We start from the raw sequence: 16,147 nt of genomic DNA, 5'->3' as shown, positions 1-16,147 counted from the left end.
GTTGATGCAACTAATTTACCAAGCAGCTCGCACTGACAAAATAATCAAAGTTTAAAAATATAAGAGGCAAAAAATATGTCTGATACATCTGATACAACCGTTATCAAAGTAGACTCTAACCATTCCCCGAAAGGTGAACTTGGTCAGAAATATCTTGCATCTGGTAAAACTATTTCCATGCGCCTGTGGGAGAATGAGCAACCGAACGAACCTAAAGAGCCAACAGCGCGAGAATACGAAACTGTTGGTTATGTAATTACTGGTCGTGCAGAATTGCATATTGAAGGACAAACGATTTTACTAGAGTCTGGAAGTTCTTGGGTAGTACCAAAAGGAGCTAGCCACACCTATAAAATTTTAGAAGCATTTACTGCTGTTGAGGCAACCAGTCCACCTGCTCAAGTTCACGGGCGAGACGAAAACTAATTTGCAGGTATCTGGAATTTTGCGATCGCTAAAAACTTATAGCCGCTTTCAATTGCATGGAATATAGAACCCTTACTAGGGGAACAACATTTTTGTTCCCCTTTTTGCTGTGCTTTGCAGTTGAGAAACAATTGCACAAAATATCAGGCGATCGCCTACGGCGGGCGCTTGCGCCATCGTGAGGCTTGCTTTGACTCGCTATCTAGCCTAGTAAAGCGATATAGTAAACTACTGTCTTTTGGTTATACCTTTATCAAAATAAGCCAGATGTTCTGAAATCCTTTTCTAGACATGGATATAAGCGAATTTTTTCGCGATCGCACTTACACGATAGGGTAAATAAGCTTGCGATCGCTTCATGATTTCTTTATCAACTGTAAATTTTGTCTTAAGTGCGTTTCGTTTCTACGGAACGCATTTACTATATGTAATTATTAAATACAGTATTTCTCCTGTTGAGTGGATGTGCGCGGCAAAGTATTTACCAAGCCAGTACAAAACTCAACTAAATCTTTGTCTTAGCAAGTGCTATCTACATCAAAATCATTTAATGAACAGTGAAACTCCAGTAAATAAAATCCTGATTTTGGCAGCGAACCCGCAAGGCATGAGTAAACTGCGTTTAGATGAAGAGTTGCGTGACATTGAGGAAGGTTTGCTAAGGGGAAAGAAACGGGAGCAATTTTTAATCAAGTCAGCATTGGCAGTACGCCATAGAGATATTCACCGCCAAATTCTGGACTTCGAGCCGCAGATTCTCCATTTTTCTGGACATGGAGCAGGAGAGGATGGCTTAGTATTTGAGGATTTAACAGGAGGAGTCAAGCTAGTAAATGGAGAAGCACTTGCGGGATTGTTTGAGTTATTCGCAGATTATGTAAAGTGTGTATTACTCAACGCTTGTTATTCCGAGATCCAAGCTAAAGCGATCGCGCAACATATAGATTACGTCATTGGCATGAGTAAGGCAATTGGAGATCAGGCAGCAATTGAATTTGCTGTCGCTTTTTATGATGCTTTAGTTGCAGGTAAATCTATTGAATTTGCACACAAACTTGGCTGTAGAGTCATACGTACAGCAGGTATTCCAGAGCATCTAACTCCTAAATTGCTTACAAAAAATCAGTTAGGGACAGAAGAAGGTGTAATTACAACTACTCCATTGTCTACTGTTAATGTTGAACTTCCAACACGGGAGTTTACAGTTTTTTTATCTTACTCTCCTAAGAATAAAACACTGCGAGTAGACCTAGAAGAGTCTCTCAGGACTTTGGAGAAACAAGGTATTATTAGTATTTGGCATGATGGCAAAATAAGAGTTGGCAACAATAGAAATATTGAAATTAATAAAAATCTGAACTCAGCCCGTATAATTCTCTTACTTATTAGTCGGCATTTTCTTAACTCGGAGTACCACCTCAACTGTGAGGTTAAGCAAGCAATGGAAAGACAAAAAGCCGGACAAGCTTACGTTATTCCTATACTTATCAGTCCAGTTGCTGGTTGGCAGAGTATAACGGTTGGTGATTTTCAGCTTGGTGATCTCCAGTATTTACCTAGAAATGGCAAATTTATAACTGACAGTAGGTTTTGGAAAAATCAAAATGAAGCATTCGTTCAGATTGCTGAAGAATTTGCAGAAGCAGTGCAGCAAATAGCTGCTGAATCACATTAAATACAGAACTTGAAATTTTTCTAAGAAAAGTTGCGTTAATTGTAATTTATGTCTTTATTGCTGACATCTACCAGAACTATCAAACTTTTTTTTGCCCACTCAAACTCCCCTTATGATGAAAAACTACGGAAAAACTTAGAATCACACCTTAGTAGTTTGCAACCACTAAAAGTAAGTATAAACTGGCAGAAAAATCAAAAGTTGGCCGGAAGAGACTGGAAGCAGGAAAGTTACCAACACCTAAATACATCTCAAATGATTGTACTGCTGGTTAGTCCAGACTTTTTGGCAGCAGATGATTGTAGGAACATTACGAGGCGCGCGATGGAACAGCACAACGCTGGAAAAGCCTCTGTAATTCCTGTTAAACTCCGCCCAATTGATAATTGGCAAGCTAGACCATTCGGGCATCTACAGTGTTTACCTTACAATGGTGAACCTATAACTAGTAGGTTTTGGGCAAAGCAGGATGATGCATTTGTAGACATTGTTGGAAATATTAGGGAAGAAGTCGAGAGAAGACAAGAAGATCAGCGACAACTACAACTAATTCAAGATCAACAAAAAGCTGAGTTTTTTGCATCTATCAACCGTTTTCTTTCTAACCACTCTTTAAACCGAATTATTCGAGGTAGAAATGTACTGATTTTCTCAGTTGGTATCGCTACTAGTGTTATTGGAATTACAGTATTATTAGGATTTTGTAGTTCTTTATCAGATATGCAGGTCAAGAACTTATTAAGTCAGGGACAAGATAAACTTGATAAACGAGATTACCAAGGAGCATCTGAAGACTACACCCAAGCTATTAAAATTGCTCCTACAAATATTAATGCTTACATAAAACGTGGTCATGCCCGCCATTTTCTCAAAGATTATCAGGCAGCAATTAAAGACTATACACAAGCTATTAAAATTGCGCCTACAAATGTTACTGCGTACATCAAACGTGGTGATGCTCAATATTCTCTAAAAAAATACCAGGCTGCAATCGACGACTATACTAAAGCTATTCACCTCTCTCCTGACTCAGCTGGAGCCTACAAAAGTCGTGGTTTTGTTTATGAGAAGAATTTACACAATAAACAAGAAGCAATTAAAAATTATCAAAAAGCAGCTACTCTTTACAAAAAACAAGGAGCAACAGATAAATACAAAAAAACTATTTACAAAATCCAGAAGCTTCAGCAGAGAAAGCCCCAATCTTCCAATTAAATTAAATTTATCCTAACCTTTGCCAGGTCGGATAAAGAGGAGAAATAAGAATAACTTTGGACTGGTCACATGATAAGTAATATGATCGCCTTTCACTAATTTCTCAATAAACCTCATGCCCTGGAGAATATGTGCTATAATATCGCACCAGCATTTCCTACTGCATTGATCGCAGCCTGCAATGCGATCGCCACATGAGTCCAATGAGTTCCTCCCTGACAATAAACTACATACGGCTCACGCAAAGGCCCATCTGCCGATAATTCCAAAGTACTCCCTTCAATAAATGTTCCCCCAGCCATGACTACCTGGCTCTCGTACCCCGGCATTTCATCTGGAACAGGGTCTAAGTAAGAACCTATAGGAGAATGCTGTTGTATGGCTTTACAGAAGGCAATTAGCTTTTTGGCAGAACCTAATTTAATTGCCTGAATTACATCTCCACGGGGAGCCAGAGGAGTGGGATTTACTGGATAACCGAGTTTGTCAAATACATAACCAGTAAGATAAGTTCCTTTCATCGCTTCTCCTACCATCTGCGGCGCCAGAAATAAGCCTTGGAACAGCAGGCGATTTTGGTCAAAAGTAGCACCCCCATAACTACCAATACCAGGAGCAGTGAGGCGACAGGCGGCTGCTTCCACTAAGTCGGCGCGACCAGCGACATAACCGCCAGCACTGACAATAGTGCCACCAGGATTTTTAATTAATGACCCTGCAATTAAATCAGCACCTACGGCTGTAGGTTCCCTAGTTTCAATAAATTCGCCGTAGCAGTTATCCACAAAGCAAACGGTGTTCGGGTTTTGCTGTTTGACTAAGTGGACGATTTTTTCAATATCGGCAATTGATAAACTAGGACGCCAAGAATAGCCACAAGAGCGCTGAATTAAGACTAAACGGGTGTTTTCAACCACATTAGTACTTAAAGCTTGCCAATCTATCGTATTTTTGGGCGTTAGCTCCAGTTGGCGGTAATTTATGCCAAACTCAATAAGGGAGCCTTGACCTTGACCCCGTAAACCAATGACTTCTTCAAGCGTATCGTAAGGAGAACCAACCACTGCTAACATTTCATCTCCAGGACGGAGTACACCAAACAAAGCACAGGCGATCGCATGAGTTCCCGAAACGAACTGCACTCGCACCGTTGCCGCTTCGGTACCCATAACTTCGGCAAAAACTTTATCTAAAGTTTCTCGTCCTAAATCATCATGACCATAACCACTTACACCAGCAAAGTGGTGTGCCCCTACACGGTGATTACGAAAAGCATCCAGCACTCGTTTAAGATTATGCTTGACCTGAGCGTCAATTCCAGAAAAAATTTCTAATAGTGCCTGTTCTGCTTGCCGCAGCTGTTCCAAGCTGTTCATCAGTTCCTCGTTCACAAAAAATTAATTATAGATATGCGGATTTTCAGATCGCACAGACTAGGCTGGAAAAATCAAATACAGGTTACTGCATGACAATTGCTACCTCAACAAAACCTCAAATTAACTGGGTCAATACCCTTTTTTTCATTGGACTGCATATCGGCGCTTTATTTGCCTTTGTTCCTGGTAACTTTAGCTGGACGGCAGTTGGTGTGGGTTTCTTGCTGTACTGGGTAACAGGTGGTTTAGGAGTTACTCTGGGATTTCACCGCCTTGTCACCCACCGCAGTTTTCAAACTCCCAAGTGGCTGGAGTATCTCCTGGTTTTCTTTGGGACACTTTCGTGTCAAGGAGGCCCAATCGAGTGGATCGGGACACATCGTATTCATCATTTAAACTCTGATACCGATGCCGATCCTCATGATTCTAATAAAGGCTTTTGGTGGAGCCACATGGATTGGCTAATTCACCACTGTCCCGCTCACGCTGATGTTCCTCGTTTCACCAAAGACATTGCCGAAGACCCAGTTTATCAGTTTTTAGAAAAATATTTCATTTTGATCCAGGTTGCTCTAGGTGTATTGCTTTTGCTTCTAGGTGGCTGGCCGTTTGTTATTTGGGGAATTTTTGTTCGCATTGTCTGGGTTTACCACTGCACTTGGTTGGTGAACAGTGCCACTCACAAATTTGGCTATCAAAGCTATGATTCTGGCGATCAATCGACTAATTGCTGGTGGGTAGCCGTACTAGTTTTCGGTGAAGGCTGGCACAATAACCATCACGCTTTTCAATACTCAGCTCGTCATGGGCTGGAATGGTGGGAAATTGATTTAACCTGGATGACAGTTCAATTGCTGCAAGCAGTTGGTCTGGCAACTAATGTGAAGTTGGCCCAACAAAAGTTAGTTAAGAGTTAGGAGTACAGATACGATTAATCGTATCTGTACAGTAGTTAGGATGTGTAACGTTTTTAACTGAACACTTCTAACTCCTACTTTTCAAAAAGCTATTTACGGGTGCGCTTGTGTCGGTTAGGTTGCTATAATCCGAAACGCTAATGTGAAGGATTTTTACGGCAAGTTGCTTTTTAGTGACTTGGTTGAGGAGTTTGTTGTTTTTCAGGTGTCCATGACTACATCAATAATTGACAGCCAAAAACGAAGTGACGAGCCTGGTAATTCCGACTTCCGGCTCAAAGATATTGTCAAAACCCTGCCACGGGAATGTTTTCAGCAAAACGGTCGCAAAGCTTGGACGCAAATACTGCTGAGTGTTTTGGCAGTCGCCTTGGGCTATTACAGCCTGATTATCACTCCTTGGTTTCTTTTGCCCCTAGCTTGGATTTTTACGGGCACTGCTTTAACAGGTTTTTTTGTAATAGGCCATGATTGTGGTCATAGGTCTTTTGCCAAACGTCGTTGGGTAAATGATTTGGTGGGGCATTTCTTCATGATGCCGTTAATTTATCCTTTTCACAGTTGGCGCATTAAGCATAATTATCACCATACTCATACCAACAAGCTGGATGAGGACAACGCTTGGCATCCAATCAGACCGGAAGTATTTGAAAATTGGGATAAAACCCGACAGTCTGCTTTTGAGTTGTTCATGCGTAAACGCTTCTGGTGGGTAGGTTCCATTGGACATTGGGCTGTAGTGCATTTTGATTGGCGGAACTTCAAAACTAAAGACCAATCGAGTATCAAGCTTTCTGTGGCTGTAGTAGTAGTGTTTGCAGCGATCGCTTTCCCACTTCTGATTGCCACAACTGGTATCTGGGGATTTGTCAAGTTTTGGCTAGTGCCTTGGATGATCTACCATTTTTGGATGAGTACTTTTACTATTGTTCACCACACTGCCGCAGATGTTCCTTTTGCGACAGCGAACAAGTGGAACGAAGCTTTAGCACAGTTATCTGGCACTATTCATTGCGATTATCCGCGCTGGGTAGAAATCTTGTGCCATGATATCAATGTTCATGTCCCTCATCATATTTCCACTGCGATTCCTTCTTATAATTTGCGACTAGCTTACAGCAGCATCAAAGAAAATTGGGAGCCTTATCTTCATGATGAGTGTCAGTTTTCTTGGGCTTTAATGAAGCAGATTACAGACCAATGTCAATTGTATACAACTGATGTTGGCTATAAAACTTTCAACGAATATTATACAGAGCGATAAATAGCGCTGTGACTAGACTCACGCTCTTGAACCGACAAGAGCGTTTATTATGCTGTGTCTAAATAAAATCTGGCAGTTTTTTAATGACTAAAATTGTTAAGTAAATTGCCAGAAATTATTCTCTGTTGTGTTAGCGATCGCTCGTTTCGTGGGCATTCTAGAGGAGAGATAATTTTGTCTCAAATAAAGTTCCGATTTATATCCAACAAAAAAATCCAGTGCCATCAAATATCATCAGTTTCAACAATCCTCTTAGCAGTGAAACGTTTGAGGATACGACTAAATTACCCTTCACTCTTCAGGATTTAAAAGCTGCAATTCCTGCTCAATGCTTTCAGCCCAATGTGACAAAATCACTTTTTTACTTCTTTCGTGACATCCTGATTATTGGTCTGCTTTATGCAGTTGCTCATTACCTAGATTCTTGGCTTTTTTTCCCGATTTTCTGGCTAATGCAAGGAACGATGTTTTGGGCTTTGTTTGTAGTCGGGCATGACTGCGGACACCAATCTTTTTCTAAGCAGAAATGGCTTAATGATTTGATTGGACATCTTTCTCATATACCAATACTTGTTCCTTATCATGGTTGGCGGATTAGTCACAGAACTCATCATAAAAATACTGGCAATCTCGATAACGATGAAAGCTGGTATCCTGTGACAGAATCAGAATACAAAGAGATGCCTTTAGCCGAAAAGATAGTCCGATATTATATTTTTCTATTGGCTTATCCTGTGTATTTATTTAAGCGTTCTCCTAATAAAGAAGGCTCCCACTTTTTGCCCAGTAGTTCGCTTTTCAAACCATCGGAAAAATGGGATGTCATCACTAGTACTGTACTTTTGATTAGCATGGTAGGTTTGCTGGGTTTCCTCACCTATCAATGGGGTTGGATATGGTTGCTAAAATATTACGCTGTGCCTTACCTTGTGTTCATAGTTTGGCTAGATTTGGTGACATTTTTGCACCACACTGAGCCAGAGCTTCCCTGGTATCGTGGAGAAGATTGGACTTTCTTAAAAGGTGCAATTTCTAGTATTGACCGTGATTATGGTTTGGTTAATCATATCCATCACGATATCGGTACTCATGTTGCTCACCATATATTCCTTAACATCCCTCATTACAATTTGCTGAAGGCAACTGAGGCAATAAAACCAGTGATGGGTGAGTATTTCCACAAATCGGAAGAACCAATTTGGAAATCATTATGGAATTCATGTATCAATTGCCATTTTGTCCCTGATACTGGTAGTAAGATTTACTACACATCCAACAATAAGTTAGCTAAAGACTAAAATTTAGATTCCCGGTTTCTTTAAAGAAGTCGGGAATCTTGTATTTTTATCAATGTTTTTTGATTATTGACCATTAAGCACTACCTGATTTAGATAAACTTTTAGAAAAGTTGTATTAAAGATTACTTAAATACTTTACCAAAACTTACCTTCTAAGGGGCGTTGGCGTAGCCCGCACTTCTCTACGAGACGCTGCGCGAACGGCTGCGCTCAGTGACCATCGTAGGCATCGCATATTACATTATTAGTTATTCTAACTCTGGCAGTATTTGAGCATCCTTAGCCTGCCGGAAATTTCAACTTCCTAGCTGTAAAATAAAATATAGATAGATGACGTTCCCCAGATTCTAAGGCAGATTAAACCTTTGTGCTAGACGCTCTTTCTTGGTTGTGTAGAAGACACCAGTTAAGTTTATCTAGATGTAGTGACTTAAGACCATTACCTGCTAGGGTTATAAATCAGCACAGACTAGACTATATATAGTATAGACAATTTATCGAAAACTCTTTCCAGCCTTAAAATCAGAGGTATCAATGATTATAACTAATTTTAGCAAACAAAGAAATGAATTTAAGGAACCTAAAATACTCAAAGCTAAACCACATTGGCAAGGGCAAAATTTAAGCGATACTCCTATCAAAAGTAAAGATACCAAGACGGAAGATACAGCATCTGATAGTTCGATTTTAAATAGCTTGAATCGTGGTCGAGTTGCTATTTTTATTGATGGCCTAAGCCTATTTCATACAGCTTTACAACTCGGTATAGAAATTGACTACGTTAAATTGCTTTGTCATTTAACCAATGGTTCTAGACTGTTGCGTGCTTTCTTTTATACTGGGGTTGATATCACAAATGAAAAGCAACAGGGTTTTCTATTGTGGATGCGTCGTAATGGCTACCGTGTAGTAGCTAAAGATATCACCCAACCAGCAGAAAATTTCAAAAAATCAAATTTGAACGTAGAAATTGCTGTAGACATGATAACTTTAGCTCCTTATTATGATACTGCGATTTTAGTCAGTGGCGATGGGGATCTAGCTTATGCTGTGAATGCTGTCAGTAGAATGGGGGTTCGGGTGGAAGTGGTGAGTTTACAAAATACCACTAGTGAAAGCTTGATTGATGTTGCTGATTGCTTTATTGACCTTGATAGTATTAAAACACACATTCAAAAAGATTCTAATGTTGGGTATAGTTATCGCACGGCGTCAAATTCAAACTTTTAACTATAGCGGTTCTCACTTGGGTGCAATACAGTAGTCACCTCACCCTGTATTTGAAGACAGCAAACACTCCCCTCTACTTACCAAGGTTGGGGGTGAGGTTGAAAAATTTACATCATACAAACAAAAATACGCAAAGAGTAGCAGACGCACTCAAAGAACTCTCTTTTGTCTTCTTTAGTCTCATTTTGCTTGGTCTTAATTAAAATGGATATTTTAATAGTTGAAGATGAACTAGAAATTGCTCGTTTAATCGAAATCTCTTTAGAAAAAGAAGGATTTTTTTGTCGCACTAGCCGCGATGGCATGAATGCTTTGCGGATGTTTCAAGAGCAACCACCTGATTTAATTATTCTAGATTTAATGATTCCTGGTTTAGATGGGTTGGAAGTTTGTGCCAGAATTCGCCAGAAACCAGGTGCAAAAGATCCTTACATTTTAATGCTCACTGCTAAGGGTGAAGAAATTGATCGCGTCATTGGTCTGTCTACTGGTGCTGACGATTACATGGTCAAACCCTTTAGCCCTAGAGAGTTGGTAGCTAGGGTGCGGGCACTATTGCGGCGTAGCCTCCGCCAAGGGGGACAGCATCAAGTCAATCGTACCCAACACTTTATTGTCGATGTAGACCAGCGCACTGCTAGTCGTCAGATGAATTCTCAGGAGGTTGAAATTTTGGATTTAACTACCCTAGAATTTAACTTGCTAACTACCTTTGTTAGCAATCCTGGTCGAGTTTGGAACCGTACTCAACTAATTGATAAACTTTGGGGAGATAACTTTTTTGGCGATGAACGAGTGGTGGATACTCATGTAGCTCGGTTGCGAAAAAAAATTGAGCCGGATTCGGCAAATCCTACTTTTATTAAAACTGTTGTTGGGGTGGGCTATAAATTTGAAGATCCTCTGTTAGGGTAAATTTTATGAAAATAGGGCTGAGAGGGCGCCTATTTCTTTCCCACTTAGTAGTAATGATCGTGGGGGTAGCTAGTCTGGTGAGCATCAGTAAAATCTCTTCCCCTCGCTTGTTTGTACTGCATTTGGAACGATTAGAAAATCAGGGGTTTGACTTAATCGATGTCCGTACTGAATTGGTTGCAGGATTTGAACTTGCTTGGCGGCGAAGCACTATTTGGTCAGTGTTAGTTGGCACTACTGCGGCCGGAGGATTAAGTTACTGGGTGTCCAGACGGATTATGCAGAGGTTGACCGAGATGGAACAAATCACCCAAAAATTTGCTGCTGGTCAGATGGATGCACGACTACCGATGTCTGACATTCCAGAACTTAATGGATTGGGTGCTAGTTTCAACCGGATGGCAGCCAGTTTAGAAGGGGTAGAAGCGCGGCGGCGAGAAGTGATTGGAGACATGACCCATGAATTACGGACGCCGTTAACAGTGGTGCGTGGTTATTTAGAAGAACTGGCTGATGGGGAAATTGAAGCGTCTCCTGAGATTTATCGGCGTTTAGCTAAAGAAACTAGGCGGTTAGAGCGGTTGGTGAACGATTTACAAGAACTGTCTAAGGCAGAGGCTGGTTATCTACCAATTAATATGCAACGGGTAAATCTGCGTCCGTTGTTAGAATCATTAGTGGAGAAATTTACTGAGCAGCTGTTGGAAGATGGGCCAGTTTTGGTATTGCAATGTCCATCTGTGCTGCCTCCTGTATTGGCGGATATTGACCGCACAGAACAGGTGTTGGTTAATTTGCTAGGTAATGCAGTGCGTTACACAAATGAAGGTTCAATTACCATTCGTGTTGGGACTGAAGCTTCTCTTCTCTGGATTGCGGTTATTGATACAGGTATTGGTATTGCTCCAGAAAATTTGCCCCATGTGTTTGAGCGCTTCTGGCGAGCGGATCAGTCGCGCGATCGCCATTCAGGAGGTACTGGTATTGGCTTAACTATTTCTCGTCGTTTGGTTGAACTACAAGGCGGTCAGATTCAGGTAGAAAGCGAGTTGGGAGTTGGCAGTACGTTTCGGTTTTTTCTGCCTTTGGCTTAAGTTCAGGAAGCAGGAGGCTGGAGATACAAGAGATTGACATAAGGTAGTCATTGCTGTGTCATACGCAATTGCTAATTTAAAAGTATCCAAAGTCTTCGTTTTATGTCTACTTTTATTTTGGCTGCTTTTTTGGTTAGTTTACTTAGTGCTTCGGGTTATGCTGCGATCGCCTACCTGTTCCCTCAAAATCGTTCCCAAGACTGAGCAAATAACAATATCTTGCTATTCAAGCTTAATCCTCTTTTATCACTTCTGCGAGAGGATAATCTAGGACTTACGCATTGACAGAAAAGCCAAAATAACACGTATACTTTTCAAGGCTTATAACTAGGTTTTTCAATGAGATTTTGGCGATGCCTGCGGTGGTCACTGAGCGCAGCCGTTCGCGCAGCGTCTCGTAGAGAAGTGCGGGCTACGCCTACACACCCAATCAACGGTAATTGATAAAAACCTGAAACAACGTATTTACGTTAATGCACAAGATAGTTATTTTGTACAGTGCGTAAGTCCTATAATCCATGCCACTTAGACTGAGATAAAATACCCCATTCATATACTGTTGTAACTTGTACAGTGTCTAAAACGCTCAAAATCTAAGCTAAATTCGCCCACTCATGGACACCAGAGAGAGTTTGTAAATACGATACCTGCTTGATAACAACAAACCAGTTTGCTTATGGATATGGCTGCGTAGGCAAAACTTTTGTAGGCGATGCCTACGGCAGTAAACTACGCAGTTTATGAGACGAATAGTTAGTAGCGTGTTATGGAAGGGCGATCGCAATCGCAAGTTAGGCAAATCCAATTGCTGCGTTGTACCCCACAAGTGTGAAGTTTAGATGCATTTATCCTGAAACACAACCAAAAGACTTTTGGCTTGACAAAAATATAACTGTTAAAATCAGCATAACGGTGTCAAAATGCGAAAAAAACACACCCAAAAGCAGAAAAATGCCAGCTATTGTTAAATTACAACTCTCCTTAGAAACTTTAGCACAAGCAATATCTTCCCTTGATTTAACAGAAAAACGTCAACTTCAAGAACTAATTGAGCAACAAATTTTTGAAGCCGAAGAAGCGTTATATGAAGACGATGCAGAAACACTGGCAGAAATTCAAGCAGTTCGCACTGAGTATAGCGATGGTGCGTCCGTGACTATAGATGAATATCTTGCTAACCGCTCAGAGCAGAGATAATGAGTTATGCGATCATTATTTCAAAGTCAGTACAAAAGCAGATCGACAACTTACCAAATGATGTTACTGAGCGTGTTATTGAAAAAATCCAAAATCTTGTTTCGGAACCGCGTCCCGATGGAATTGTCAAGTTAAAAGGTTCTGATAACGAGTATCGTATTCGTATTGGTGATTATAGAGTTCGTTATGAGATTGATGATGAGTGCTATTATTCAGTTTTACTATTCTCATCTAATGCTTGCTCTGCAACATTTTTTAAGCGGCTTGACCTGATTTTGCGGATGCGATCGCTATAGCGAACACCACCCGCCATCTCATATTCGCGGCTGTCTTTGCCGTATTTGATACCAACCACCATCAACATCTTCTCTGAAAGCTGACTCAAATTTTTTTCCATCTCTTCAATTTCAGTTTTAGAAGAGTCAACTACAGACAGAGCAGTATTATAAACATCAATTTTGTTGCGTAACTGGTCGATTGACTCAACTAATTTTTCTAGACTATAATCTTGATCAAATTTGATGTTTGGAACAATTGATTTTAGTCCAGCCGATCTTAACTGAGCTTTTTCTAAAATACGGGATGTGCGTTTTTTACGAGACATAAAATTCTCCTTCAAGATGCTTCTAAAGCTAGCTTGCCTCAATTAAACTGCGTTCCGGTTCAGTAATACTCGCAATTTTTTTACTAAAATTTTTAATTGATAGCAGTAATTTTTCGTAACTTAATTACTAGATTTTGGTATTTATAAGCTCCCATAAGTCTTGTAGCTGGTCCCATAAGTCCTGTAGCTACTCCCATAAGTTCTGTAGCTACTCCCATAAGTTCTGTAGCTGCTTCCATAAGTTCTGTAGCTGCTCCCATAAGTTCTGTAGCTGCTCCCATAAGTTCTGTAGCTGCTCCCATAAGTTCTGTAGCTGCTCCCGTAAGTTCTGTAGCTGCTCCCATAAGTTCTGTAGCTGCTCCCATAAGTTATGTAGCTGCTCCCGTAAGTTGGGGAGTGCGTAAATGTAAAGCGGCTTGCTGATGGATATTGGTGTGTAAGCAAAGCTTTTGTTGGCGATGCCTACGGCGGTAAACTACGCAGTTTATGGAGGAGCGATCGCAATTACCATATCGTTTGAACAAGATATTGTGTAATTTTCTGATCAATTGTCACAGTTGGCAAATTTTCTACTTGGCTTTGAGCAATCAAAATGCGATCAAATGGATCTCGGTGGATATTTGGTAAACTAGCAACTTGTAAAACATGGCTCATTTGAATAGGTAAACTTTCAAAGCGATTGATTGCCAGACGAGTTGGAATATATTGTTCTACAGGTTCAGGTAAAGTTAGTTTCCCTAATTTATTTTTGATGACAATTTCCCATGCACTTACCACGCTCAAAAATAGGATGTTACCTGAATCAGCAATTACATTACGAGCATTAGCAGATAACTGAGGGTCATTTGTTACCCACCAAATGAATGCATGGGTATCCAGCAAAGCTCTCATTACTAAAGGAGGTTAGAATTCTCAAAATCACTCAAGATTTCTTCTGGTAAAGGCTGGTTGAAATCTGGTGCAATAAACACTTTACCTTTATCTAAACCTGGAATGCGAGGAGAACTGATATTCGCAAAGGCGACTAGACGTGCAACTGGAATCCCCTGTTCAGCAATCACAACTTCTTCACCAAGCAATACCTGACTCAGAAGTTCGCTAAATTTGGCAGTTGCTTGGGCAACGTTGACAGTAATAGTCATCTGCCTTAGTAATTAATTCCTAATATTCTTTACAATAACACCGAATGCATGGGCGATGCCTACGGCGGTAAACTACGCAGTTTATAGAAGGGCGATCGCAGTTTGTAGAAAGGCGATCGCCATTACCATACAAAGTTAGAACTTTCAAAATCACTCAAGATTTATATGGTAGTGTGGACTCGATTTAGCAAAATAAGAATACTTCATGCGGCGAGACTCGATATTTTATAAACTATTTCAACAATCTCCCACATTATTATTTGAATTATTGACCAATCCGCCAACAAATGCTAACGCCTATCGATTTGACTCAGTAGCAGTCAAAGAACCCAAATTTGAAATTGACGGCGTATTCCTTCCACCAGAAAATGCAGGTCCAGGAGTAGTATATTTTTGTGAAGTGCAATTCCAGAAAGATGAACAGCTTTACGAAAGAGTATTTGCTGAGTCTTCACTATATTTTTACCGCAACCGTGAGAGATTTAGCGATTGGCAAGCAGTCATAATTTACCCATCTCGCAGTCTGGAACAAAGCCAGATTTATCCCCATCGCTCATTGCTCAATGGCGGACAAGTGCATCGAATATATTTAGATGAATTGGGGGATATTCGTACCTTACCTTTATGGGTAGCGCTGATGGTATTAACGACAGTCACAGAAGAACAAGCACCAGAACAAGCCAGGTATTTATTAACTAGAACTCGGCAAGAAGTATCATCACCCACAAGTCGCGCCATAATAGAGATGATTACGACGATTATGGTGTACAAGTTTGAGCAATTAAGTAGAAGGGAGGTAGAGTCGATGCTGGGAATCACACTTAAGGAAACGCGAGTTTATCGGGAAATTAAAGAAGAAGGGCGCGAGGAAGCAACAGTTAATCTAGTTATGCGACAGCTAAAAAAACGATTTGGTGAACTGACTCCAGAAATGCGTTCGGCCATCACTGGTTTACCTTTATCTGTTCTGGAAGACTTGAGTGAAGCACTGTTAGATTTTACCAGTGTGGCTGATTTACAGTCGTGGTTAGCAGAGCGATAAGCTCCCTCTTTTGTAGGTGCTGCTGAGATAGAAGCGATCGCATTGCTTGATTTTTAGATAGTCGCTACCATTTTTATCCGAGAAGTATTGCATTGAAATGGATTATTAGGCTTGCAGTTTGTCAAAGCCAGGGCGATCGCTTTTTGCCCATAACATAAATATTAATCTCCACATTAGAGTGTTTTTCCATCTTTGCGTCTCACTTTTGTTCTCATTGCCAAAGATAACCCCTAGCGATCGCTCATCGACAGTCTAGACAATTTCTGTGATGATTTCATGACTAATTGCGATCGCCCACTCATGGACACCAGAGAGAGTTTGTAAATGCGATACCTGCTTGATGGTTGAGTAGCTGTAAAAGGCGATCGCACTTCGCTTAAAACTATAGATCCTGCATCCCCTTATACCAATTGATCAAAATCAGGCTACAGATGCAAGTTAAATCTAAGTCTCTTAAATTATGAATTACGAATTATTTCCACCATTGCCCCACATCCACAATCGCACGGGCAATTTCTGCTGTTGCTGCTTGACCCCCTAATGCAAAGATAACTGGAAACAATGCCATTATATCTTGCAGCAAATTAGGGCGAGTGCGAAGGGATAGCTCATGAAGTGTATCTCGCCAAAGGGGGAAAAGTTCCGTAGATGGCATTTGTGGCAGTTTCTCAGCTAAGGCACTCAAGGCATCGGCACGATAATCCTCAGACTGTATTGCCCTGGCAGCAGCAAGGGCTTCTGGCAAAACTTCT

General features: G+C 40.7%; 18 protein-coding genes. 12 read left to right on the top strand and 6 right to left on the bottom strand.

The window, feature by feature from the left end:
* The first annotated feature begins 75 nt into the window (after positions 1-75).
* From V7L20_RS05835 to V7L20_RS05825, 3 genes are all read left to right on the top strand, one after another.
* The gene (locus V7L20_RS05835; RefSeq protein ID WP_334743148.1) at positions 76-426 is read left to right on the top strand and encodes a cupin domain-containing protein; all 351 of its coding nucleotides are present in this window, start codon (positions 76-78) and stop codon (positions 424-426) included.
* A 550-nt stretch (positions 427-976) separates the two neighbouring features.
* Complete coding sequence (locus V7L20_RS05830) at positions 977-2,101, top strand: TIR domain-containing protein (RefSeq protein WP_334743147.1); 1,125 nt, start codon at positions 977-979, stop codon at positions 2,099-2,101.
* A gap of 48 nt (positions 2,102-2,149) precedes the next feature.
* Positions 2,150-3,316 carry a tetratricopeptide repeat protein gene (locus V7L20_RS05825; protein WP_334743146.1) on the top strand — a complete coding sequence of 389 codons (1,167 nt, stop codon included), beginning with the start codon at positions 2,150-2,152 and terminating at the stop codon, positions 3,314-3,316.
* Between the two features lie 134 nt (positions 3,317-3,450).
* Here the strand turns inward: V7L20_RS05825 and V7L20_RS05820 are convergent, their stop codons facing one another.
* Positions 3,451-4,692 (bottom strand): methionine gamma-lyase family protein, encoded by a 1,242-nt coding sequence (locus V7L20_RS05820; RefSeq protein ID WP_334743145.1) that lies wholly within the window; start codon positions 4,690-4,692, stop codon positions 3,451-3,453.
* 89 nt (positions 4,693-4,781) lie between these two features.
* Between V7L20_RS05820 and V7L20_RS05815 the strand changes: the two genes are divergently transcribed.
* The 8 genes from V7L20_RS05815 (at position 4,782) to V7L20_RS05780 (ending at position 12,903) form a co-directional block, all read left to right on the top strand.
* A complete protein-coding gene (locus V7L20_RS05815) occupies positions 4,782-5,609 on the top strand; it encodes an acyl-CoA desaturase (protein ID WP_334743144.1) in 828 nt (275 codons plus the stop codon).
* Positions 5,610-5,820: 211 nt separating this feature from the next.
* Entirely contained in the window at positions 5,821-6,873 is a 1,053-nt protein-coding gene (locus V7L20_RS05810; RefSeq protein WP_334743143.1) for a fatty acid desaturase, read from the top strand.
* A 218-nt stretch (positions 6,874-7,091) separates the two neighbouring features.
* The gene (locus V7L20_RS05805; protein ID WP_334743142.1) at positions 7,092-8,171 is read left to right on the top strand and encodes a fatty acid desaturase; all 1,080 of its coding nucleotides are present in this window, start codon (positions 7,092-7,094) and stop codon (positions 8,169-8,171) included.
* A gap of 534 nt (positions 8,172-8,705) precedes the next feature.
* On the top strand, positions 8,706-9,401 hold the full coding sequence (locus V7L20_RS05800; protein WP_334743141.1) for a LabA-like NYN domain-containing protein: 696 nt from the start codon (positions 8,706-8,708) through the stop codon (positions 9,399-9,401).
* 204 nt (positions 9,402-9,605) lie between these two features.
* Entirely contained in the window at positions 9,606-10,316 is a 711-nt protein-coding gene (locus V7L20_RS05795) for a response regulator transcription factor (RefSeq protein ID WP_334743140.1), read from the top strand.
* Between the two features lie 5 nt (positions 10,317-10,321).
* Positions 10,322-11,410, top strand: coding sequence for a sensor histidine kinase (locus V7L20_RS05790; RefSeq protein WP_334743139.1), 1,089 nt, complete (start codon positions 10,322-10,324; stop codon positions 11,408-11,410).
* 951 nt (positions 11,411-12,361) lie between these two features.
* Positions 12,362-12,607 (top strand): hypothetical protein, encoded by a 246-nt coding sequence (locus V7L20_RS05785; RefSeq protein WP_334743138.1) that lies wholly within the window; start codon positions 12,362-12,364, stop codon positions 12,605-12,607.
* Positions 12,607-12,903 carry a type II toxin-antitoxin system RelE family toxin gene (locus V7L20_RS05780; RefSeq protein WP_334743137.1) on the top strand — a complete coding sequence of 99 codons (297 nt, stop codon included), beginning with the start codon at positions 12,607-12,609 and terminating at the stop codon, positions 12,901-12,903. Before V7L20_RS05785 ends, V7L20_RS05780 begins: the two co-directional genes overlap by 1 nt.
* On the opposite strand, the gene V7L20_RS05775 is transcribed toward V7L20_RS05780, so the two are convergent.
* The 4 genes from V7L20_RS05775 to V7L20_RS05760 form a co-directional block, all read right to left on the bottom strand.
* Entirely contained in the window at positions 12,816-13,211 is a 396-nt protein-coding gene (locus tag V7L20_RS05775) for a hypothetical protein (RefSeq protein ID WP_334743136.1), read from the bottom strand. The genes V7L20_RS05780 and V7L20_RS05775 overlap by 88 nt on opposite strands.
* Before the next feature lie 92 nt (positions 13,212-13,303).
* Positions 13,304-13,576 carry a hypothetical protein gene (locus V7L20_RS05770; protein ID WP_334743135.1) on the bottom strand — a complete coding sequence of 91 codons (273 nt, stop codon included), beginning with the start codon at positions 13,574-13,576 and terminating at the stop codon, positions 13,304-13,306.
* 139 nt (positions 13,577-13,715) lie between these two features.
* Entirely contained in the window at positions 13,716-14,102 is a 387-nt protein-coding gene (locus V7L20_RS05765; RefSeq protein WP_334743134.1) for a type II toxin-antitoxin system VapC family toxin, read from the bottom strand.
* A 2-nt stretch (positions 14,103-14,104) separates the two neighbouring features.
* Entirely contained in the window at positions 14,105-14,353 is a 249-nt protein-coding gene (locus V7L20_RS05760) for a type II toxin-antitoxin system Phd/YefM family antitoxin (protein ID WP_334743133.1), read from the bottom strand.
* Positions 14,354-14,558: 205 nt separating this feature from the next.
* On the opposite strand from V7L20_RS05760, the gene V7L20_RS05755 reads away from it, so the two are divergent.
* Complete coding sequence (locus tag V7L20_RS05755) at positions 14,559-15,395, top strand: Rpn family recombination-promoting nuclease/putative transposase (RefSeq protein WP_334743132.1); 837 nt, start codon at positions 14,559-14,561, stop codon at positions 15,393-15,395.
* Between the two features lie 472 nt (positions 15,396-15,867).
* Here the strand turns inward: V7L20_RS05755 and V7L20_RS05750 are convergent.
* Positions 15,868-16,147 (bottom strand): hypothetical protein (locus V7L20_RS05750; protein ID WP_334743131.1); only part of this gene is annotated, 280 nt, incomplete at its 5' end.

It is taken from the genome of Nostoc sp. (assembly GCF_036916735.1).
In the GTDB taxonomy this organism is placed as follows: Bacteria; Cyanobacteriota; Cyanobacteriia; order Cyanobacteriales; family Nostocaceae; genus Nostoc.
Note: the sequence above shows the minus strand (reverse complement) of the source record. Positions and strands in the feature narration are given on the sequence as shown.